The sequence below is a fragment of the Mesobacillus stamsii genome, assembly GCF_030814065.1.
GTDB lineage: Bacteria > Bacillota > Bacilli > Bacillales > Cytobacillaceae > Mesobacillus > Mesobacillus stamsii.
In genome coordinates, this window is sequence record NZ_JAUSUN010000003.1 from 125,002 (window position 1) to 147,446 (window position 22,445).

The 22,445-nt window shown below is 42.7% G+C and carries 25 protein-coding genes; all 25 read right to left on the reverse strand.

From position 1 onward, the window contains the following. Nucleotides 1–15: 15 nt before the first annotated feature. The 25 genes from J2S25_RS03255 to fliG all read right to left on the reverse strand — a co-directional run bounded on the left by J2S25_RS03255 (nucleotide 16) and on the right by fliG (nucleotide 22,445). The gene (locus J2S25_RS03255) at nucleotides 16–471 is read right to left on the reverse strand and encodes a chemotaxis protein CheW (RefSeq protein WP_307191210.1); all 456 of its coding nucleotides are present in this window, start codon (nucleotides 469–471) and stop codon (nucleotides 16–18) included. A gap of 45 nt (nucleotides 472–516) precedes the next feature. After that, nucleotides 517–2,580: a chemotaxis protein CheA gene (locus tag J2S25_RS03260; protein ID WP_044394450.1), complete on the reverse strand. Its 2,064-nt coding sequence runs from the start codon at nucleotides 2,578–2,580 to the stop codon at nucleotides 517–519. Nucleotides 2,581–2,599: 19 nt separating this feature from the next. Next, complete coding sequence (locus J2S25_RS03265) at nucleotides 2,600–3,688, reverse strand: protein-glutamate methylesterase/protein-glutamine glutaminase (protein ID WP_307191211.1); 1,089 nt, start codon at nucleotides 3,686–3,688, stop codon at nucleotides 2,600–2,602. A 7-nt stretch (nucleotides 3,689–3,695) separates the two neighbouring features. After that, nucleotides 3,696–4,562 (reverse strand): MinD/ParA family protein, encoded by an 867-nt coding sequence (locus tag J2S25_RS03270; protein ID WP_044394451.1) that lies wholly within the window; start codon nucleotides 4,560–4,562, stop codon nucleotides 3,696–3,698. After that, nucleotides 4,555–5,721 carry a flagellar biosynthesis GTPase FlhF gene (gene flhF / locus J2S25_RS03275; RefSeq protein ID WP_307191212.1) on the reverse strand — a complete coding sequence of 389 codons (1,167 nt, stop codon included), beginning with the start codon at nucleotides 5,719–5,721 and terminating at the stop codon, nucleotides 4,555–4,557. The genes J2S25_RS03270 and flhF overlap by 8 nt, the downstream gene beginning before the upstream one ends. Beyond that, nucleotides 5,718–7,754: a flagellar biosynthesis protein FlhA gene (gene flhA, locus J2S25_RS03280; RefSeq protein ID WP_307191213.1), complete on the reverse strand. Its 2,037-nt coding sequence runs from the start codon at nucleotides 7,752–7,754 to the stop codon at nucleotides 5,718–5,720. The genes flhF and flhA overlap by 4 nt, the downstream gene beginning before the upstream one ends. A gap of 34 nt (nucleotides 7,755–7,788) precedes the next feature. Further along, nucleotides 7,789–8,874, reverse strand: coding sequence for a flagellar biosynthesis protein FlhB (gene flhB, locus J2S25_RS03285; RefSeq protein WP_044394454.1), 1,086 nt, complete (start codon nucleotides 8,872–8,874; stop codon nucleotides 7,789–7,791). Between the two features lies 1 nt (nucleotide 8,875). Next, entirely contained in the window at nucleotides 8,876–9,652 is a 777-nt protein-coding gene (gene fliR, locus J2S25_RS03290) for a flagellar biosynthetic protein FliR (RefSeq protein WP_307191214.1), read from the reverse strand. A gap of 4 nt (nucleotides 9,653–9,656) precedes the next feature. Continuing rightward, nucleotides 9,657–9,926, reverse strand: a complete 270-nt coding sequence (fliQ, locus tag J2S25_RS03295; RefSeq protein WP_044394456.1) for a flagellar biosynthesis protein FliQ — start codon at nucleotides 9,924–9,926, stop codon at nucleotides 9,657–9,659. 12 nt (nucleotides 9,927–9,938) lie between these two features. After that, nucleotides 9,939–10,604, reverse strand: coding sequence for a flagellar type III secretion system pore protein FliP (fliP, locus tag J2S25_RS03300; RefSeq protein WP_044394457.1), 666 nt, complete (start codon nucleotides 10,602–10,604; stop codon nucleotides 9,939–9,941). Beyond that, entirely contained in the window at nucleotides 10,597–11,271 is a 675-nt protein-coding gene (locus tag J2S25_RS03305; protein ID WP_431305971.1) for a flagellar biosynthetic protein FliO, read from the reverse strand. Before J2S25_RS03305 ends, fliP begins: the two co-directional genes overlap by 8 nt. Nucleotides 11,272–11,296: 25 nt before the next feature. Further along, complete coding sequence (locus J2S25_RS03310) at nucleotides 11,297–11,659, reverse strand: response regulator (RefSeq protein ID WP_044394458.1); 363 nt, start codon at nucleotides 11,657–11,659, stop codon at nucleotides 11,297–11,299. An 18-nt stretch (nucleotides 11,660–11,677) separates the two neighbouring features. Next, the gene (fliY, locus tag J2S25_RS03315) at nucleotides 11,678–12,952 is read right to left on the reverse strand and encodes a flagellar motor switch phosphatase FliY (protein WP_044394478.1); all 1,275 of its coding nucleotides are present in this window, start codon (nucleotides 12,950–12,952) and stop codon (nucleotides 11,678–11,680) included. Continuing rightward, nucleotides 12,939–13,940, reverse strand: a complete 1,002-nt coding sequence (gene fliM / locus J2S25_RS03320; protein WP_044394459.1) for a flagellar motor switch protein FliM — start codon at nucleotides 13,938–13,940, stop codon at nucleotides 12,939–12,941. Before fliM ends, fliY begins: the two co-directional genes overlap by 14 nt. Nucleotides 13,941–13,981: 41 nt before the next feature. Next, on the reverse strand, nucleotides 13,982–14,410 hold the full coding sequence (fliL, locus tag J2S25_RS03325; protein ID WP_044394460.1) for a flagellar basal body-associated protein FliL: 429 nt from the start codon (nucleotides 14,408–14,410) through the stop codon (nucleotides 13,982–13,984). Next, the gene (locus J2S25_RS03330) at nucleotides 14,400–14,621 is read right to left on the reverse strand and encodes a flagellar FlbD family protein (protein WP_307191215.1); all 222 of its coding nucleotides are present in this window, start codon (nucleotides 14,619–14,621) and stop codon (nucleotides 14,400–14,402) included. Before J2S25_RS03330 ends, fliL begins: the two co-directional genes overlap by 11 nt. Before the next feature lie 53 nt (nucleotides 14,622–14,674). Then, complete coding sequence (locus J2S25_RS03335; RefSeq protein WP_439117483.1) at nucleotides 14,675–15,889, reverse strand: flagellar hook protein FlgE; 1,215 nt, start codon at nucleotides 15,887–15,889, stop codon at nucleotides 14,675–14,677. 88 nt (nucleotides 15,890–15,977) lie between these two features. Next, nucleotides 15,978–16,364, reverse strand: a complete 387-nt coding sequence (locus tag J2S25_RS03340; protein ID WP_044394461.1) for a TIGR02530 family flagellar biosynthesis protein — start codon at nucleotides 16,362–16,364, stop codon at nucleotides 15,978–15,980. A gap of 16 nt (nucleotides 16,365–16,380) precedes the next feature. Then, nucleotides 16,381–17,010 carry a flagellar hook assembly protein FlgD gene (flgD, locus tag J2S25_RS03345; protein WP_307191217.1) on the reverse strand — a complete coding sequence of 210 codons (630 nt, stop codon included), beginning with the start codon at nucleotides 17,008–17,010 and terminating at the stop codon, nucleotides 16,381–16,383. Nucleotides 17,011–17,020: 10 nt separating this feature from the next. Then, nucleotides 17,021–18,268 (reverse strand): flagellar hook-length control protein FliK, encoded by a 1,248-nt coding sequence (locus tag J2S25_RS03350; RefSeq protein WP_307191218.1) that lies wholly within the window; start codon nucleotides 18,266–18,268, stop codon nucleotides 17,021–17,023. A gap of 29 nt (nucleotides 18,269–18,297) precedes the next feature. Further along, entirely contained in the window at nucleotides 18,298–18,900 is a 603-nt protein-coding gene (locus tag J2S25_RS03355) for a MotE family protein (RefSeq protein ID WP_307191219.1), read from the reverse strand. Nucleotides 18,901–18,904: 4 nt separating this feature from the next. After that, complete coding sequence (fliJ, locus tag J2S25_RS03360) at nucleotides 18,905–19,351, reverse strand: flagellar export protein FliJ (protein ID WP_044394465.1); 447 nt, start codon at nucleotides 19,349–19,351, stop codon at nucleotides 18,905–18,907. 7 nt (nucleotides 19,352–19,358) lie between these two features. After that, on the reverse strand, nucleotides 19,359–20,672 hold the full coding sequence (fliI, locus tag J2S25_RS03365; protein ID WP_044394466.1) for a flagellar protein export ATPase FliI: 1,314 nt from the start codon (nucleotides 20,670–20,672) through the stop codon (nucleotides 19,359–19,361). Then, a complete protein-coding gene (gene fliH, locus J2S25_RS03370) occupies nucleotides 20,669–21,439 on the reverse strand; it encodes a flagellar assembly protein FliH (RefSeq protein ID WP_307191220.1) in 771 nt (256 codons plus the stop codon). The genes fliI and fliH overlap by 4 nt, the downstream gene beginning before the upstream one ends. Then, nucleotides 21,432–22,445, reverse strand: a complete 1,014-nt coding sequence (gene fliG / locus J2S25_RS03375) for a flagellar motor switch protein FliG (protein ID WP_044394468.1) — start codon at nucleotides 22,443–22,445, stop codon at nucleotides 21,432–21,434. The genes fliH and fliG overlap by 8 nt, the downstream gene beginning before the upstream one ends.

Sequence of the window (22,445 nt, forward strand, 5' to 3'; positions counted from 1 at the left end):
CCCGTCCCTTTCCGCCTATAAAGCTTTTCTAACGTTGGACAGAAGAATCTTATCCAAATCTATCAAAATTAATAACCTTCTATGAAGATTTGCAACACCTTTGATAAATCCTTCTGCAGCAATGCCTACCACTTCTGGAGCTGGTTCGATCATGCTTGACGGAATATCAATCACATCATTTGCTCCATCAACAATCAGCCCTGCCTCCTTCTCCTCATCCCCAACAATAATGACGCGAGTGCTGTCTGAATAACTTTGTTCTTCCATCCCGAACCTGACCCGTAAATCCAATAGCGGAGTGACGACTCCCCGAAGGTTGATAACCCCTTTCACGAATGGATTCACATGTGGCACTCTCGTGATATGGATAATCTTTTCAATCGATCTAACCTGACTAACAGGAATTGCATATTCTTTTTGATTCAATTGGAAGACGATCACTTTCAAATCCGAAATCAAGTCTTCAGCCATTTTCACCACTCCTAAAATATCATCTTTATCAGTCTGCCAAGATATCTATTTAATTAATGCGTTGCAATCAACGACCAATGCTACCTGACCATCTCCAAGAATTGTTGCTCCAGAAATTGCAAAAACATCTGTTAAGTAATTTCCTAGCGATTTAAGAACTACCTCTTGCTGGCCAATAAAGGAATCCACAATCAAACCAGCCATTTTGTCTCCTTTACGAACGATGATCACAGAATGGAAATGATCATCCGCTCCCTCAAAAGGAACATCGAAGATATCTTTTAGGAATAGCAGCGGTACGACCTTGCCTCTGAAATCAATCACTTTTTGATTGTGAGCATTCAAGATTTCCGTGTCCTTGATAATCGCCGTCTCAATGATGGAAGACAGCGGAATAGCGAATTTCTCCTTCTGGATTTCCACTAACATGACCGAAATGATGGATAAGGTGAGCGGAAGCTGGATCGAGAAGATGGTGCCTTCATTCTCCTTGGAGTCAATCGAAATAGAGCCTCCCAGAGATTCAATAGTATTTTTCACTACATCGAGTCCGACGCCTCGACCTGAGATATCAGAGATAGTCTCAGCAGTCGAAAAACCTGATGATAAAATCAATTCATACGCTTGTTTATCTGTAAAGCCTGCAGCGGATTGTTCTGTAATGATTCCCTTGCTGATCGCTTTCTGCAATACTTTTTCTTTGCTGATTCCGGCTCCATCATCTTCAATTTCAATAAACACATGATTTCCACTGTGAAATGCACGCAGTACAATGGTTCCTTCTTCATTTTTGCCTTTAGATCGGCGAACTTCCGGTGATTCAATGCCATGGTCTACAGAATTTCTGAGTAAGTGCACGAGTGGGTCGCCGATTTCATCAATGACGGTACGATCCAATTCGGTTTCCGCTCCAACGATTTCAAGATTGATCTTTTTATTCAAGTCCTTCGCTAATTGACGGATCATTCGAGGGAACCGATTAAATACTGTCTCGACCTGAACCATCCTCATATTCAGGATGATGTTTTGCAGATCACCTGAAATCCTGGACATCCGCTCTACCGTTTCAGTTAGTTCACCATTGTCCAATTCTTTTGAGATTTGCTCTAATCGTCCGCGGTCGATGACTAATTCTTCAAATAAATTCATGAGAATATCAAGCCGTTCGATGTTCACACGAATGGTCTTACTGCTGTTCGTTTGCTGTTTAACACTGGTTTTGCTGTCCTGGACAGCTGCTGTTTCTATTCCGGTAATTATTGAACGTGCATCGGTATCTAAGGATTTAGATGTATCTACACCGATTATTTTTTCAGCAGCTTTGATGGCAACGCCTGAGTTCATCTCACTGAAATCAACCGGATGTACCGTTGTTTTTACCACCTCGGATACCTTCATGATCTTGCCTTTAATATCGTCTGGATTTTCCTTTGTGATAATCGTTACAGAAAATTCATCTTCAAACTGTTCTTCTTCAAGCTGTTCAACTGAAGGATTTGCTTTGATCACTTCGCCGATTTTTTCCAGCACCTCAAACACCATATACACCCGTGCGGCTTTCAGCAGGCAATCATCACGAAGTCCAATTTCAATTTCATACACTCCAAATCCTTGCTCTTTCGATTGCTTTAAAACAGTCAGTTCAAACTCATCGTAGCTAGCAGCAGATTTAGGTGCTTCTAGCGTGGAAGCTGCAGCAATTTCCACATCTGCTGAACGTGAGATTGTCTCACCGTTTTCAATTGCCTTCAACTTCTCAACTGTTTCGGAAACGTCTTTCTTCCCATCTCCTCCAGCTGCAATTGATTCAACCATTTCCTCAAGATGATCAACAGCCATAAAGATCACATCGATGATTTCAGGAGTCGTAAGCAACCGGTTATTACGGATTGCATCCAAAACATTTTCCATTTGATGCGTCAAACTTGCCAGATCTTCATACCCCATCGTTGCTGACATCCCTTTTAAAGTATGGGCAGATCTGAAAATTTCATTGATGATGGACAAATTCCCTGGATTTTTCTCCAACTCCAACAGTTGTTCATTCAAGGACTGTAAATGCTCTCTACTTTCTTCTATAAACACTTCAAGATATTGATTTAATTCCATGTGCTCTGCACCTCCGGCCTTAAATATAATTCATGATTGTTTCCGCAATGTGATCGACATTTGCTACTTCATCTACCATGTTCGTTGCAATCGCTGCTTTTGGCATCCCAAAGACAATCGAAGTTTCTTGAGATTCGGCAATCGCTTTTACTATGCCATTCTTTTTTAATTCAACCAGCCCTTTAGCTCCGTCCGCACCCATCCCTGTCATTATCACAGCGATTTTCAAATAGTTTTTAACTAAACTGACCGACTCGAACATTACATCTACGGAAGGTCGATGTCCGTTTCGGGGTGGGGAAAGACTTAAGCTGATAGCCAGTGCTGGTCCAACTCCCTTCACCTCCAGATGATATCCTCCTGGGGCAATATACGCTGTCCCTTTTTGCAGCAGCTCTCCATCTTCTGCTTCCTTGACAGTAATTTGGCACAAGGAATCCAATCTGCTGGCGAGGGATTTGGTAAAACCGGGCGGCATGTGCTGGACAACAAGCACTGGCACTCCGATATCTTTTGGAAGCAATGGCAAAACTTGCTGAAGGGCCCGTGGTCCTCCTGTCGAAGTTCCAATACAGACGATTTTTTTTGGTTCTTTATGGAATCTTCTACTATAGAGAACCTCAGACGGCTTAGTTTCCGTTTCTGTTGCTAAGGGCAGTGGTTTTCTGTCTGCTCTTGGTTTGTGATATGTGTTTAATTTTGCTAGATTTGCTTTACTCGCAGACAACACTTTCTGGATTAGCTCTGTTTTTACTTTATGTAGATCAACGGATATTGAACCTGAAGGCTTTGCCACAAAATCTACTGCACCTGCCTGGATCGCCTGCAGTGTTGTATCTGCTCCTTCTTTTGTCATACTGGAAAGCATAACAACAGGAATAGGACGTTCCTGCATGATTATTTTGAGTACCTCAAGTCCATTCAGTTTGGGCATTTCGATATCAAGTGTTATGACATCTGGGCGCATTTCCCGAAATTTCTTGACTGCATCCTCACCGTTTCGCGCCAAACCAATAACCTCTATCTTTGGGTGTTCAGATAGAAAGTCGTTGATCAGCTTTCGCATGAAAGCTGAATCATCTACGATGAGAACTCTTACCTTGGCCACTCAACCACTACCTTTCGAAAAGGAATTGCTTCAATCTAGCTGTAAAACTCCTGTTATCTCTCTTTTCGGCATTGTAGCTCTCTTTATTGATATATTTTTCAATAATTTGGACCATCCCTTTTGCGGCTTGTGAACGGTCATTTAGCAATACAAAAGGAATTTGCCGTTTTACCGCTTCCTGGACGATTTTATCTTCCAGTATGATCCCGAGTTTAACCGGTATCCTTCCTAAAAATTTACCGAGCACATTCTCAATCCTTGACAGTGTTTCCTGGCCTTCCTTGACGGAGCCTGCCCTATTAACGACCAGATAAAATGGCAGACTGGAATCGGCGAGGTGGATGTATTTCATCGTAGCGTAGGCATCCATCAAGGAAGTCGGTTCTGTTGTGGTAATCACGAATATTTCGTTTACGGAGAGAAGGATGGCGAGAGTTTCTTCATTTAAACCTGCTCCCATATCCAAAATAAGATAATCATATTTTCTTAGGATATCATGTAAGCTTGTGGTAAAATGAGCGATACTTTCCTTATCCATCCGAATCAGCTGGCTTAAGCCAGTTCCTCCAGATATATATTCCACACCTTGTGGGCCTTGAAAAACCACTTCTTCCAACAATGCTTTGCCTGCAAAAAAGTCAGCTATCGACAGTGCAGAATGCTTGCCCATTAATATCTCAATGTTTCCCATTCCGATATCAAGATCAAATAACAAGACGCGATTTCCCTGCTTTGCCAAGGAAATCGAGAAGTTAAGCGAAAAGTTCGATTTCCCTACCCCTCCCTTTCCGCTCACAACAGCAAGCGTCTTTGCTTCTTTTATTGGAATATTTGACAGGAGCCGATTTCTTAGCTTTTCCGCCTGGTCACTCATATTGGATTGCTCCAATAATGGTATTTGCTGCAATTTCAGGACTGGCTTCGATTAAATCATCGGGTACATCCTGTCCATTCGTCATATAAGCAATACCGGTTGAAAATTTCTCGGCCATATTCAGCATCGAACCGTAAACGGAAGTCTCATCAAGTTTGGTAAAGATAAATTTGTCGATAGGAATGAGCGAGAATTGTTTGCGTATTTCCTCCATATCCTGCTGTTTTGAAGTCAGTGCCAAGACAAGGAAGGTTTCCATTTCCTCACTGAAATCAATGACACCGTTCAAATCATGTACATATTTCTGATTTCTGAAATTCCGACCTGCTGTATCAATAAATACGACATCATATTGTGCAAGCTTGCTGGTTGCTTCCTTAAAATCGTCCATCGTATAGCAAACCTCGATTGGCACATGAAGAATATTCGCATATGTTTTCAACTGCTCGATTGCTGCAATCCTATACGTATCTGTGGTAATAAACGCTACCTTTTTTTGATGCTTCAATACGCAGTCTGCAGCGATTTTCGCTAGCGTAGTTGTTTTCCCAACGCCTGTTGGGCCAATGACATTGACAAATTTCTTTGTGAAAGAAACCCCGCCGAAGGAAAGTCCATTCATCCTTTGCTGAATAGCTTTCCCACTCCATTCGGCTACTGCACCTTCACTTGCTGATGCTCCGTTTAAATACCATTTTTCCAATAAATTACTAGTTAATTCTTCTGCAATCGACTGGTCCACATCCTGGTCCCTTAAGTGTTGAAGATGCTTATTTACAGGAGCAGGGAGCGGGATTCCGCTTGTGTTGCCTGCTGCCTTTAACATGTCTTTCAACTTGGATATCTCCGTTACTAAATCTTTCTCCGCTATTGATGACGGATGGTCTTTATAGGAGAATAGCTGTGTTTTCCGCTGTTCTGTTTTTATCGATGTTGGAGATTCCTTCATAGATTTATCCAAGTTTACCGGTTTAGAAGCAAGCTCGGTGTCTGGATCAATAGCGGCAATGACCTCTATGCTGTTTTTCTTGAAGAACCCAATAAATCCCCCTGTTTGAACAACTCGCGAATTCAGGATCACAGCATCATTGCCAAGCTCTTTTCTGACCTGCTTCATTGCTTCTGGCATGGATGGAGCTGTATATTTTTTTACTTTCATTCTAGATTCACCACTCCGACACTTTGGACTTCTACATTTGCTTCAAGCTCGTTATAGGACAAGACCGGGATCTGCGCAAAATATCTTTCTGTCAACTGACGGACATACATCCTTACTGCTGGCGAGCAGAGAATAATCGGTGTCTGTTCCATTATGCTCAGCTGCTCAATCTGAGCTGCAACCGATTCAAGAATTCCCTGGGAAACCGTTGGATCCAATGATAGATAATTTCCATGTTCGGTTTGCTGGACACCGTCAGCGATCATTTTTTCTACCCTGCCAGATAATGTGATGACCTTAAGGCTATCTCCATTTTTTGAATACTGGTTGGTAATTTGTCTTGCAAGCGCCTGGCGGACATATTCAGCAAGAATATCCGTATCGGTTGTGATCTTGCCATAATCGGCAAGCGTCTCAAAGATGATCGGAAGGTTTCTGATTGATACATTTTCTTTAAGCAGTTTGCTTAATACCTTTTGTATTTCTCCAACTGACAAAGGGTTAGGCGTTGCTTCCTCGACCAATATTGGATAACTTTCCCGCAGATGATCGATTAGCTGCTTTGTCTCCTGACGACCAAGCAGTTCGTGAGCATTTGCTTTGATTACTTCCGTTATGTGGGTGGATACGACTGAAGGAGGATCGACAACAGTATAACCAAAAATTTCGGCCTGCTCCTTCATTTCTTCCGTAATCCACTTCGCAGGCAAGCCGAAGCTTGGTTCCACCGTATCAATTCCTTCAATTGACTCTTCCTCGATGCCAGGACTCATGGCAAGATAGTGATCGAGGAGCAATTCTCCTCTTGCCATTTCGTTTCCTTTGATTTTCAGCCGATATTCATTGGGCTGAAGCTGGATATTGTCACGAATCCTGACGACAGGAATAACGAGCCCCAGTTCAATGGCGAGCTGTCTTCGAATCATAACTATCCGGTCAAGAATGTCCCCCCCTTGATTGGCGTCTGCCAGCGGAATCAATCCATAACCAAATTCGAATTCAATTGGATCGACATTTAACAAATTGACGACACTTTCCGGACTCTTCATTTCATCCATTTGGGTATCTTCTTCCAGTTCCTGGAGTTGTTGCTGATCAGGTTCCGGTACACGGGAAAAAGCATATCCGCCATAGACTAACAACCCAGCTAACGGAATAGTCAGCAAGTCTGTTATCGGCGTGAACAGACCAAGCAGGAAAATGGTGCCCCCGGCAACATAAAGCATATTTGGGTAAGCTGTGAGCTGGGAGGTGATGTCGAAACCTAGATTCCCGTCAGATGCGGCCCTAGTGACGACTATACCGGTAGCAGTTGAAATCAGCAGCGCAGGAACCTGGCTGACTATGCCATCTCCCACTGTCAATAAGGAGTACCGTTGAGCTGCTTCGCCAATTGCTAGCCCCTGCTGCATCATACCAATAACGATCCCGAAAATGAGGTTAATCAACACAATGATGATCCCAGCAATTGCATCCCCTTTAACAAACTTGCTGGCACCATCCATCGCTCCGTAGAAATCAGACTCTCTGCTTACCTTTTCACGTCGTTCACGTGCCTGTTGTTCAGAGATCATCCCTGCGTTCAAATCAGCATCGATGCTCATCTGTTTCCCAGGCATCGCATCAAGTGTAAACCTTGCGGCAACTTCTGATACACGCTCCGACCCTTTCGTAATGACGACAAATTGAATGATGACTAAAATAAAGAAGACAACCATCCCTACTACAACATTTCCACCGACAACGAAGGAACCGAATACCTCCACAACCCCCCCAGCCTCTCCATGAGACAAGATGGCACGGGTTGTGGACACATTGAGACCGAGGCGAAACAAAGTTAAAATTAACAGCAAGGAAGGAAAAACAGAAAATTGCAATGGCTCCGTCATATTCATTGTGTTCAAAAGCACCAGCAGTGCAATTGATATATTGACCATAATCAGGATACTTAACAGCCACGTTGGGAAAGGAATGATTAACATCGCAACTATTAAAATGACGCCGAAGATGACAGATAAGTCTTTTCCGGTCATATTTCTTCTCTCCTAACACTGCATACCTTGACAATTACAGCACTTTATTTTTTGTTTGATATACATAAGCCAGAATCTCGGCAACAGCCTTAAAAAACTCTTCAGGAATCGCATCGCCGATTTCAGCCTGACTGTATAAAGCTCTGGCAAGCGGACGATTTTCGACAGTCATGATTTCATTCTCTTTGGCAATCCATTTGATTTTCTGGGCGACAAAATCGACACCTTTGGCAACCACGACCGGCGCATCAGCCTTCTCTTCGTCATACTTTAATGCGATCGCAAAGTGAGTCGGGTTCGTAATGACTACATCTGCTTTTGGAACTTCTTGCATCATCCGCCGCATTGCCATTTCTCTTTGCTTTTGCTTGATCTTTGATTTGATGAGCGGGTCTCCTTCGATATTTTTGTACTCATCCTTCAAGTCCTGTTTAGACATGCGGATTCCTTTCTCAAAGTCATATTTTTGGTACAAAAAGTCCAATAATGACAAAAATAGCAATGCTCCGGAAGCAAAAAGCCCCATTTGGAGCGTTAGTCCTGCAATTGTCGCAATTGCCGCACCAACACTTTTATTGGCAAGCAGCAAAACTTCATCCATCCTAGCCCATAAAACGGAAAAAGCGATGACTCCAATGAAGCTGATCTTTAAAATCGATTTAAGCAATTCGACAATTGCCCTCATCGAGAAAATTCTTTTAAAACCGCTGATTGGATTGATCTTTTCGGCATTCATCTGGATTGCCTCAGTGGAAAAAATAAAACCAACCTGCATATAATTGGCGGCTACTCCCGCAAGCAAGGCAACGCCCATCACTGGACCGAGGAAAAAGACTAGTTCACCAAGGATTTCCACTACAATAGATTCTAGATTATTTGCAGTCAATTCCATAAATAGATAATTTTGCAGCGCATGACGGAGAACTCCCATTAGTCTCTCCGTTATGTCCTTTCCAAAAAACATCAAATACAGGAAAACGGCAAGCAAGACGATCGCCGTATTAACGTCCTGGCTTTTGGCAGCCTGTCCTTTTTTTCGCGCATCCTGCCTTTTTTTAGGAGTAGCTTTTTCTGTTTTTTCACCAGCAAAAAATTGAAGGTCGACTTTCAAAAAATTCATTTTATGCTCCCCCGATTATTTCCATCAATCCGCGCATCGTCGCGAGTGTGGTCGAAACAAGATCCGATGTAACCGCGATCAGGGCACCCATTACCGCGATGAGAACCAAGAAGCTGACACCGATTTTAATCGGCAGGCCGACAACGAAAATATTCAGCTGAGGTACTGTTCTGGCTACGATTCCAAGTGCAATATCCACCAAAAACAATGTTCCCACAATAGGAAGGGACATCTGAAAAGCGATGAGGAACATTTTATTAAAGGAAAGAAGAACAAACTCTGCGACGTTCTCCTTTCCAAAGGGAATCATCAACTGATCGATCGGTATAAAATTATAGCTATAAAAGATCCCGTCCATCAGCAAGTGATGGCCATTCACCGTCAGTAGAACAAGTAAAGCGATAATCGATAAATATTGCCCCATCAACGGACTCTGAGCACCTGTTTGCGGGTCGATGACATTGGCAATTGCAAATCCCATCTGAAAATCGATAAACCCTCCGGCAATCTGGATAGCAGACATCATTAATGCTGCGATAAATCCGATGAATAAACCAACCATGGCCTCTTTGATGATTAACATGAAATAGACACTGTCAATCTTCAACTCAGGTGCATCGATCGCTGAAAACATGATAAGCGCTAACATGAAACCAAGACCAATTTTATGTGTTGCCGGGATTGTCCGATAGGAAAACAACGGCATCATCAGGAAGAAGGAGGTCACCCTGACAAAAATCAGCAAGAAGGTCGGAAAAGATGGAATAAAATCTATCATTTCATCAACCTACAAACCTTGTAAGATTGGAAAAAATTTCGGTTGCATAGGAAAGCATATAACTTAGCATCCAAGGTCCGAAAAAAATGACACCGATAAGGACTGCAACAATCTTCGGAACAAAAGCCAAGGTCTGTTCCTGTATTTGCGTGGTTGCCTGAAAGATGCTGACAATCAAACCTACTACCAGCGCCAATAACAGCAGTGGTCCTGATACCATTAACACTGTATATATCCCTCTTTCGGCTATGGAGATTACCGATTCTGCTGTCATGTTCTCACCTGCTTAAAAACTTTGTAATAATGATTTAACTACTAAATACCAGCCATCCACCATGACAAACAAGAGTATCTTGAAAGGCAGCGAGATCATTACTGGCGGAAGCATCATCATCCCCATTGACATGAGGACACTAGCTACTACCATATCAATCACCAGAAATGGGATAAAGATCATAAATCCGATTTGGAAAGCAGTTTTGATTTCACTGATCGCAAAAGCCGGGACCAGTGCAGTCAACGGAATTTCCTGTACCGATTTAGGAGTATCCGCCTTTGCGTATTGAAGGAATAAAGCTAGGTCCTTCTGCCTCGTCTGTGCGCTCATGAACTCTTTAAAAGGAATGGATGCTCTTTCATAAGCTTGCTCCAAATTGATTTCTTCATTAAATAAAGGCGTCAATGCCTGTTCATTCACTTCCTGGAAAGTAGGTGCCATAATGAAGAATGACAAAAACATTGCAAGGCCCACCAATACTTGGTTAGGCGGCATTTGTTGGGTGGCAAGCGCTGTTCTGACAAAGGAAAGAACAATGATGATTCTCGTAAAACTGGTCATGAGAATCAAAATTCCAGGCGCAATCGAAAGAACCGTCAGCAACAGCATCAGTTTTACGGATGTCGATACGCTGGTTGGATCTGTGCTGTTGAAAAAATTCATGAACTCATTCATCGTGCTGTGACCCTTTCTTTTGCATCTCCTCAAACATCTTCCTTCGTCCGCTCGCCATGTCATTCAGCTGATGCTTCAACAAAGCGGAAAAATTGGAACTTTGGGGATCGCGGCTACGCTTCTTCGCTCTCTTTCGTAACTTAGTCAAAAGATCGCTTGGTTGGATAAGCTGTTCCATTTTACTGTTATACTCCCGAATGACTTGATCATACTCTTTTGGATCCTCTATTTCTTTCAAAAGCTGGATATTTTCTCCCACTCCTACAATGAACAGCCGATTACCCGCCTTCACAATCTGTACAGACCTATTGCCTCCCAGACTTGTCCCTCCAAGATTCTCCACTAACTTTGAGCTTTTATTTGATAGACTCCGCTTATTGATGAATTTGAGAAGGAAATATAGTAAAGCGATGACAAAGACAGTAGCAAGGATCATTCGGACGAAATCCAAGAAACTTACCCCTACTTGTGCATTTGCTTGTGCTTTATCTGATTGATTTGCTTCGGTTTTTGCCTGGCCATCATCACAAGCATCCGGATTTTTTATGCATTCCTGAACACTTTTATTCAGCTGCTCTGCGTCAGCCAAGGCGACTTGACTAAACAAAGCAGCTAATACGATCAGAGTGGCCGAGGCAGTTCGAATTAGTTTTAGCAATAGCCGCACCCTCTATAATAAATAAATAAGTCCCTTATCCTAATGTTTTGGAAATCGCTTCGATGACACGGTCTGCCTGAAAAGGTTTGACGATAAAATCTTTTGCTCCCGCCTGAATGGCATCAATGACCATCGCCTGCTGGCCCATTGCTGAACACATAATGACCTTGGCATTCGGATTGATTTTTTTAATCTCTTTAAGGGACGTGATTCCATCCATCTCAGGCATGGTAATATCCATTGTGACCAGATCTGGGTGAAATTCTTTATATTTTTCAAGTGCCTGAGCTCCATCAGCTGCTTCCGCAACCACCTCAAACCCATTCTTTGTCAAAATATCCTTGATCATCATTCTCATGAAAGCCGCGTCGTCTACGACTAAAATTTTGTTCGCCATTGGAATTCCTCCTGTTGATTATTTCAATTTTTTAATTCGATCGCTCTGGCTGATAATATCGGAAACCCGGACTCCGAAGTTTTCATCGATGACCACTACTTCCCCTTGTGCAATCAAGCGATTGTTCACGAGAATATCAACAGGCTCCCCTGCCAGTTTGTCAAGTTCAATGATCGATCCGGATCCTAGTTCAAGGATATCCCTTACTGAGCGTTTAGTCCTTCCCAATTCCACTGTTACCTGTAACGGGATATCAAGCAGCATAGTAAGGTTCTTTGTTTCAGCGTGCTGCCCTTGCACATTTTCGAAACTAGAAAAAACTGCCGGTTGGACAGTTGGTTGGCTTCCAGTCATCACATTGCTGCCAAAGTGCTGTGGACCCTGGGGCATCGGCTGTGGGTGATAGCCAAATCCTTGTGGCATATTTTGTTGTGCCTGGGGCTGATAATACATCTGCTCTTGCGGCTGATATTGCGGCTGCTGAAAACCTTGCTGGTGAATTGGATTTTGCTGCTGTCCTTGTTCAAATGAATTGTTTTGTTGAATAGGAGCCTGGCTGGCCAGCGGTGTTGGCAGCACAGTCTCTTCATGCTGGACCGCTTTTGTTCCCCCAGGATTCAATAATTCATCAACAAGACTTTTCGCAAAGGACACCGGCAAAAGCTGCATGATGTTTGAATCAATTAATTTGCCTATTTTCAAAAAGAAGGATACCTTTACTAAAAAATCATCTTCAGGTATCGAGTCTGTTCCTTCCCCTTCAGCCACATTCAATAGATTGATAATAGGGGGCGAAATATCAACCCTCTTGCTAAATACGGTTGACATCGAGGTTGCCGCTGAACCCATCATCTGGTTCATCGCCTCTTGAACTGCACTAAGCTGGATTTCGTCGAGCAGCTCCCTTGGATTCAATCCATCACCGCCAAGCATTAAGTCGGCAATAATCGCTGCGTCACTTTGCTGGATGACAAGCATATTGCTGCCGATAAACCCTTCCGTGTAATGAACCTGAACTGCTACATATGGATCTGGGAACTCATCCTCTAGCTTGGATTTGTGCACAACTGTAACCGTAGGTGTATTAATTTCAACCTTCTGGTTTAGCAGTGTAGACAACGCTGTAGCTGAGCTGCCAAAAGAAATATTTCCGATCTCACCAAGTGCATCTCTCTCCATAAAAGAAAAATAATCATCTACATTAATCTCGTTTTCTGTTTCTTCCACCCCATTAGAGGTACCTCTTAAAAGCGCATCAATTTCATCTTGAGATAGCATGTCATCGCTCACCATCATCGTCTCCCCCCTTAAATGTGTCAAACACTTGAATGGCTAATTTTTTGTTTAGTTTCCCTGGCTGTCCTACGAATTTAGGGATATCTCCGACTTTTATCAGTAAAGGCTGGTCAATCCGCTGATTTAATTCAATTACATCGCCGATTTCAAGCGAAAGGAAATCCTGGATCGAAATTTCAGACGATCCTATTTCTGCAGTAACGGAAACATCAGCCTTTTGGATTTCACTTTGCAATACTGAATTTTCAATTGGCAAGCTTTGTTTCTTGTCCGATTGCATCCAATATTTTACTGACAATTTTGGAATGATCGGTTCGAGTACTACATGCGGTATACATATATTAATCATTCCGCTTGCTTCCCCGATCGTCGTATTTAAAGAAATGACAACGACGGTTTCATTAGGGGAAACCATCTGCAAGAACTGCGGATTGATTTCAAATTCTGATAACTGGGGATCAATATCAGAAATCGAACTCCATGCCTCCCTGAAATTTTCAAAAGCTTTTTCGAACATGTTTGACATAATTTTTGTTTCAATTTCTGTCAAACTGTCCACTTTGTTGTGACTTGCCCCCCTGCCGCCTAACAGCCGGTCCATCATGGCATAGGCAATATTTGGATTGACTTCCATGAGGATTCTGCCTTCGAGCGGTTCTACATCGAAAACATTTAAGATCGTCATCTTAGGGATCGACCGGATGAATTCTTCATAAGGAATCTGGTCTGCTGACGCTACCGCGATATTAACATATGTTCTTAATTGCGCAGAGAAAAAAGTAGTCAGCAACCTGGCAAAGTTTTCGTGAATCCGGGTTAGGCTGCGAATTTGATCCTTTGAAAAGCGTAGCGCTCTCCTGAAATCATATACTTTCACCCTTTTTTCTATTTGTTCTTTTTTTAACTCATCCGCATCCATTTCCCCTGTAGACAGGGCGGATAGCAAAGCATCAATTTCACTTTGTGATAATACATCTCCCGACATTCTCTTCACCTCCCTACGATTACGGTAATATGATTCTTCTGTTACTGGAGGAGAGAACCTGTTATGTATACTTTTTTGATTTTTCCATCCTGCATCAGCTCATTTAATTTCACTTTAAGCGTTTCTTCTAGGTTCATCTTGCCTTCCTTGCCTTTCAGGTCTTCTGCCTTTTTCTCGGAAAGCTCATAGATAATTAGGTTTTTCACCTGAAAATCTCTCTTTTCCAGTTCATCCTTTGCTTTCTTTCCATCTGTTTCAATTTTGAAGGAAATTTTAATGTAATCATTGGATGCAAGGTTCGTCGTTACCTCTGGTACATCTACCGAAGCTGCCAGCACCTCTTCAATACTTGGTTCTTTGGTATTATCACTAGTTTTAAGTTTCATTACCGCTACGACGGCAACTGTTCCGACGAGCAGGATGACGACCAGCATGACTGACATAATCATGACCAGTTTATTATTCTTCATGATCCAGTTCCTCCACCAACCGGCTTCCAAGCAAGCCGATACTCTGGTAATATTCCTTGATAAAGCCTACTACTTCCTTTTCACTTTCCTTAACAACATACTTCCGACCATTGGCTAAGGTAATCGTCGTGTCCGGAAAGGCTTCTATTGTCTCAATAAATAATGAATTGAGCATGAACGTTTTTCCATTTAATTTCGTCACTTTTATCACTATTATCCACAAGGGCTAAAAGGACTTCCCTAAAAGCCCTGCTCCTCTCTCCTCTATCGTTTTAAGTTCACGAGCTCCTGAAGAATTTCATCAGATGTCGTAATGATTCTCGTATTTGCCTGGAAACCACGTTGAGCTGTGATCATCTCGGTGAACTCCTCAGAAAGATCTACATTGGACATTTCGAGTGAACCTGCGGCGATGGACCCACGACCTTCTCCAGGAACATTGATATTCGCTGTTCCAGAGTTAACGGATTCTTGTAATGTATTATTGCCTACCTTGGAAAGACCAGAAGGATTGCTGAACTTAGCAAGCGCAAGTTGTCCAAGGGTCAACACAAGCCCATTTGAAAAAACTCCGTTGATTTCACCAGTTGAACCGATGTTGAAGCTTTCGAGCGCACCTTGGGTGTTGCCGTCAGGGTAGGCATTGGCATCCATGCTGCCGCCATCGACAGTTAAGCCCTCAAGTGGCAATACAACGTTAAACGGAGTAGCAGTACCTGATCCATCGTTTAGCTTCAAAGTAATATTTTGTGGCGTATTAGTCGGGATCTGTATGTTTACGGTCGTGATATTTGGATTCGGCGCGGTTGGATCAGCGACAGGAATCGATTTATCGACAAACGAAACAGTCCAATTACCCGTTGCAGCACCATTTGCACCATTGGGATTTAGAGTCATGTCAATCACATGATCCATTCCATTCCCATCTACAACTTTTAACTGCTGAAGCAATTCAGAAGAACCCTTTGCATCCTCTGGGAGATTGCCCTTCATCACCAGTTCAGTCGTTTGTTTAGCTGGCAGGAGCGCATTTACGTTAACGGTAATATCTTCAAGAATGCCGTTATTCAAGGACTGCACCTTCAATCCATCCCCAGTTACTAGTGTACCATTGTCATCCAGGTAGAAGTTTCCCGCCCGGGTATACATCTGGGATTGTCCCTGTTTTACTACAAAATAGCCATCTCCAGAAATGGCAAGATCAAGGGCGCGGCCAGTTGTTTGCAGGCTTGACTGAGTATCAATCATATCAATACTCGCGATTGTTGAGCCAAGACCCACCTGCATTGGGTTCTTTCCGCCCTTATTCTGGGTCGCAGCGCTTGCGCCAGAGATGGTTTGATTCATTGTATCTTTAAAAGTAACACGGCCTTTTTTGAAGCCGTAAGTATTTACATTGGCGATGTTGTTGCCGATGACATCAAGTTTAGTCTGGAAATTTTTCATTCCGCTGATTCCTGAGTACATTGAACGAAGCATAGCTTGTCCATCTCCTTTCGATTTTAGGGGCTGCTTCCATCGATCCACAGCCCAGGCCTCCGTGAAGGTCCAGCCACTTGTTTAAAATTTAATTTTCCATTACAATCGTTCCATTTATATTGGTGAAAATTTGCTCTGTTGCCTCCTGCCTTCCCATCGCAGTAATAACGGTGTTGTTTTTCGCACTGACAATCAATGCTGCATCTTTCAGCAGGACAAGCGAATCATTCACGCCTTTGGCCTTAGCCTGGCTGACTTTTTCCTCAATCCTGTTCCAGCGCTCCGTGGATATATTAATTCCACGCTGCTCCAGTCTTTCAGTTGCATGCTTACTGATCGTAAGACCAGTCTTTGATTGAAGGGCCGATTGCAACTGTAAGGAAAAAGCTGTTTGAGCTTTGCTGGTTTTCACAGGTTTTTGGTAAGATCTGTTAGCAGGCAGTGAATGAATGGGACGAAAATTCGTTTTATCCATTACTCCACTCCTAATCTCATTGAATTTTGGTGATTTGTGAAGATAGAATGCTTGTGTTATTCTCATCATCCAGCAAATAAGATGTTTTGCCATTTTTAAAGGAAACAGATTGGACATTTGCTGATTTCTCTTGTTCCTTTTCATCTAAATAGGTAATCGCTTTGCCAATCAGCATGCTCGCCTGCAGAAGGTGATTTTCACTTGAAACATCCTTGATTTGTGAGATATTTGCCGGTTCTAGCTCTGTACCGTCCTCCAGTAAAAACGTTACCATATCTTCCTTAAACTGGACGGATGCCACCCTTCCGCTTCCTTGTTCGACTGTCTCCTGCCCGTCGGTTGTTTCCACTTTATGCCATGTGATCTCCTTGCCCACGAACTGACTATAGGAAATCATTTTGTTTTGCTGTTCTGCCTGCACAAACCTGTCAATCGACTTTCCCATATTTGTGATTTGTTCAAGCGTAGAAAAGGTTGCCATTTGGGCAATAAAATCTTTATCCTCCATTGGATTCATCGGATCCTGATTCTGAAGCTGTGTCATCAGAATTTTCAAGAAATCATCTTTTCCAAGAATATCAGAACCTAATTTTCTGTCTTTTTGAAGATTCGATAGCAGATAAGAAGAATCAATTGAATTCACCATTTTTTTGCTCCTATACTTCAGTATTTAACAGGGCTTCCTCGAAGGTAAGCGTAAAGTTTCCGTTTTCTTCGTTTTGGTCTACTTCTCTTTTGTCAGGCTGTCTTTCTTGTTGTTGTTGTTGGGAATCTCTATTCAGGAAACGCTCTTGCTGGCTCTGCTGCTGAGATACTTCGATTCTGTCGACTGCAAGGTTTTGGGCAGCAAAGGCCTGTTTTAGCCCATTAATTTGGGCTTCCAACGTTTCTTTTGCACTGCCGGAAGCAGTAATGATTCTGGCCATCATTGTCTCGTCTTTTTGGATTAACTCTACTCGAATGCTGCCAAGATGTTCTGGAAACAATTTAATAAATAGTTTTTGGGTTCCGCCGCTAGTCATAAATTGAGATTTTGCGAGAAGGGACTCAAATTGTTTCATTAATTGCTCTGCAGAAACAGGTCTTTCCGGACTATTCATCATCAAGGTCAGCTGTTCAGCTCGTGCCATTTGCGGGAGAAACGAAACAGACCCGGTTTGTCCATCGGTCTTACTAGCCGATCCTGTTTCTGTTAAACTAGTAGCTTCTGAGAAATGGCTGTTTTTTTCATGTAACAGGTTTAACTCCCTTGCTACCTGGGTAAAGCGATTTTGAATGGCATCATTTAGGCTACTTCGATTGTTCGTTTTTAAGAGGCTGGACAAACCTTCTTCCAGCTTCTGCATCGACTGCTTCAGTGAGGCTGCATGCTTAGATTGATAGCCATCGACTGACTTGGACATCAGCTCATACAGTTTGAGAGCTTTAATAGTCTCAAAATCATTGTTATCAAGCTTGGCAGCAAGTTCATTTTTGGGCAATTTCGCCATTTCAGCCAGGATAGCCGTAAGAGTCGTCAGCAATCCCTCTTCCGCTCGATTTTCTGAGTTTCCCTCATTGATCGGCCATTTCTGAACCAACAGCTGAACTTGGTCCATGCTGACTCCCAAATAGCTAAGCGCCTTGCCTAAAAGATTGTCTGAATCTGTCATCAATTTTTCCAACAGCTTTAGTCCATCCTCTAAATCCAACAGGTAGTCTTTGTTTAAAAACCCAGCCAATTCTGCAAGACTCTGCAATTCTTTCTTACCTTGGCCTAATGATTCCGCATTCTTTGCACTATTTGCTTCCAAAAGCACCGATGCCATCATTTCCGCAAAACCGTCTTTGATTTCGTTCTTGCCGGATACAGGTTGTTTCACGGCTGCGACACTAAGAACAGATCCAAGCGATCCAATTTCCATCTTTTCACCTCCTTTCAAAAAAATAACTGTTAATTGCTTCCCGCCTTGTTCGTTAATAATTGAGTGTAATTCGCAGCTACATCTGCCGGAAGCTTTTCCAGGATCGCTGCTAATGAATCCGTCTTGATATTCGTCAGGATTTTCATCGCTTCATCTGATTTCATTTTTGAAATAATCGATGCAGCGCTTTTAGCTGACATCGTTTCATACGTCTTGACGATTTCCTGGAAGGCTCGTTTATTCCCTTCCTTGATTGCTGTCAATTCTTCTATCTGCGCCTGAAGCTGGCCTTTCTCGAGTTCCATTCGTTTCAGATCGGTATCCTTGCTGTCTATTTCGGACTGAAGTTGTTTGAGTTTCGCATCACGGTCCGTGATCACGGCTTCCATACTCACTATCTGCTTTTGAAATTCCTCGACAGATGGCTGTTTATTTACTTTCACCATGGAGGAGAGGAATGGAACATTGCTGCCGAAATCCTTTGCCGTTTGTAAAATATTGACTCCAAGAAAAGAGAGGGCAACCAAAGCCACAACAATCGAAAATAAAACTGGGATAGCTACTACAAATATAAATTTTTGAAACTTGCTTCTCTCTCGCTGGTTGCCTTTTTCCTTCATGCTCTCCGCCATTGAATCACCTTATTTCCCGGTTCATGTATTGCTGAAGTGAGACTTCATCCATCATCCTGCTCTCGGCATATTTTTCATTCGCAAGAAACTGATGGTGGTCTTTCTGTTTGATTTTTTCAAACTTTTTAACTTCCTTGTTCTTTTCCATGAGCTGTATTTGCTGAAGGTTCATTCTATTTCTCGCGTTCATTACCACCTTTTGAAAATGGGCAATCGATTTGTCCAAATTGCCGATAAAAAGTTGATGGTGACGTATTTCCTGTACCGGTAAACCACCAAGAAGCCTGTCTGACTGAAAACTCTCAAGATCCTCTTTTTTCTTTAAAAGTTCATAAAGTTTTTCAGCTGCATCTTCAAAGTTTTTAACTGATTCTTCGTATACCGCTTGTGCCTCGTCCTTTTCTCTTGACTTGAGAGAAAGAATTTTATCAAATTTGTATTGAAAACGCATCGAACGATCAACCTTTCTTTACAAGCTTCCATAATGCTTCTACACTCTCATCAAATGAGACTTTTTCATTTGTGCTCTGCTTCAAGAAATCCAGTATAAGAGGGTATCTCATGACGGCTTCATCGATTGGAGCTGATGTTCCTTTCTTATATGCCCCAATATTAATTAAATCTTCAGCGTTCATATAAGTGCTTACTAATTCCCTCAATCTCTCTGCTGCCTGTAGATGTTCTGGGCTTACAATATTATTCATAACTCTGCTGATGCTTTTTAGGACATTCACTGCTGGATACTGACCTTTATTGGCCAAGTCCCGATCCATTACAAAATGACCATCTAGGATTCCTCGGACTGTATCTGCGATCGGCTCATTCATATCATCTCCATCAACAAGGACTGTGTAGAAGCCAGTGATTGACCCAAATTCATTGGTTCCTGTTCTTTCAAGAAGCCTGGAAAGGATCGCAAACACCGACGGAGTATAGCCTTTCGTCGTTGGAGGCTCGCCAACTGCAAGACCAACTTCCCGCTGGGCCATCGCCACTCGTGTAACGGAATCCATCATGAGCATGACATTAAGCCCTTTGTCGCGAAAGTATTCTGCAATTGCAGTTGCTGTATAGGCTCCTTTGATCCGCATCAATGCTGGCTGATCAGAAGTTGCCACAACGACAATCGAACGTTTTAAACCTTCTGGACCTAAATCTCGTTCGATAAACTCCCGTACTTCTCTTCCTCGTTCACCAATCAGTCCGATGACATTTAAGTCAGCGGTAGTGTTTCTCGCAATCATTCCCAGCAAGGTGCTTTTCCCTACCCCACTACCGGCAAATATTCCTACCCGTTGCCCATTGCCCACCGTCAGCAGACTATCAATCAATCTAACTCCCACTTCGATTGGTTCAGTGATTGGTGGCCTGCTCATAGGGTTAGGTGGATCTTGCTCTGTCAGAACCGAGGCAAGGCCTTTTGGGAGACTGGATTGATCCAATGGAACTCCCAAAGAGTCGACCACTTTCCCGATTAACCCCATTCCAGCTTTCACTTCTAATGGCTTCATGGTAGTTTCTACTAAACTCCCAGGAGAAATTTCATGAATCGAGGTATATGGCATAAGAATAATGCTTTCATCTTTAAAACCGACTACCTCTGCCTGGATTTTTCGTTTCCTTGCTGCGCCTACATGGATAAAACAAACATCTCCGATCGAGCTTTCCGGACCTTGAGATTCGATCATTAGACCGACTACCCGCTTCACCCTGCCGTAACGTTTGAAGCTATCTAATGAGTCTACATGATTCAATAAATCCCGAGCCTTCACTCTAGATCACTCTCCAAAATCTCAAACAGTTTCGTCTTAATTTCCTCCAATTGGCTATCCACACTGGCATCCATCCTGCCATTTTCTGATTCAATTATGCAGGAGGATTCGATCAGTCCATCATCTGGGTAGATGTAGAAGACTATCTCTTTTGGAAACATCGCGATTAATTCTTCTTTGTGGCTAAGCAATTCCTGATAATGATTAGGATGGACATGAAGCTGAATGTCCTTATAATCCCTTGCATTTTTCAACGCAGTTTTAACAAGCGGGAGGAAGCCTTCATCTGCTGTCAGTTTCTCTCCGATGATTTTGCCTGCGATTATCACACCAAGGTCGAGAATTACTTTTTCTGATGAATCGATATGATTCTGGTAATCCTGTTTTGCGGCTTGCACGATTTGTTGGGCAAACATTATTGACTGTTGATATTCCTCGTATCCTTGATTTCTGCCGTCTTGATACCCTTGGTCAAAACCAGCCTGCCTGGATTCTTCCGCAAGAATCTGCTTTTGCTCCTCCCAATCCTGCCTTTCTAATTGAACTTGCTTCCTGGTGAATTCGGCTTCCTCTATCGCCTGCGAAACAATCCTTTTTGCTTCCATTTCAGCATCGTCCAGGATTCTCTTCCTCTCATCTTCTGTATGGGGGAATACAGAAGATGCCGTTTTTTCATCGGTAGAAGTATCTAGCATTCTAATGGAAATGACTTTCTTTTCTGGGGGCAAATCACTACTAGTAAACTGGGATTTAATTAGTCTAGACAATGATATCATCCCCTCCGCCGCGGGCAACGACGATTTCACCAGCTTCTTCCAGACGGCGAATGATGGCGACAATCCTTGATTGCGCCTCTTCGACATCACGCAGTCTTACAGGGCCCATGAATTCCATTTCTTCTTGGAAAGTTTCTACCATCCGTTTAGACATATTTTTATAGACGATTTCCTTCACTTCATCACTTGAGACTTTAAGAGCAAGCAAGAGATCCTCGTTTTCACAATCTCGGATTACTCGTTGGATTGCACGATTATCAAGAGTAACAATATCTTCAAATACGAACATCCGCTTTTTGATTTCCTCGGCAAGTTCAGGATCCTGGATTTCCAGTGAATCAAGAATTGTTCGTTCAGTTGCTCGGTCTACCCCGTTCAAGACATCCACTACCGCCTCGATTCCGCCTGTTTGCGTATAATCTTGAGTAACAGTAGCTGACAGTTTTCTTTCCAGAATTTGTTCCACTTCATTTATGATTTCAGGGGAAGTACTATCCATCACAGCAATTCGGCGGGCAATATCCGCTTGTACTTCCTGCGGCAATTCAGAAAGAATCTGTCCGGCCTGTGCTGAGTCCAAATAAGAGAGAACCAATGCGATTGTTTGCGGGTGCTCATTTTGGATAAAATTAAGAATCTGGCCAGGATCTGCTTTTCGGGCGAAATCAAACGGGCGTACTTGCAGGGATGAAGTCAATCTATTAATGATCACCGCTGCCTGATCGGTCCCTAATGCTTTTTCCAATACCGTTTTCGCATAGCCGATTCCACCTTGGGTAATATAGTCCTGTGCTAGCGCAATGCTATGAAACTCTTCAAGAATTTCTTCTTTTGCCAGAGAGTCCACTTTTTTTACACCTGATATTTCAAGTGTAAGCTTCTCGATTTCTTCTTCACTTAAATGCTTGTAAATGGAAGCAGAGACATCTGGTCCAAGCGAGATCAGGAGGATGGCTGCCTTCTGTTTTCCTGTTAATTCTTTTTGATCTTTCCTCAT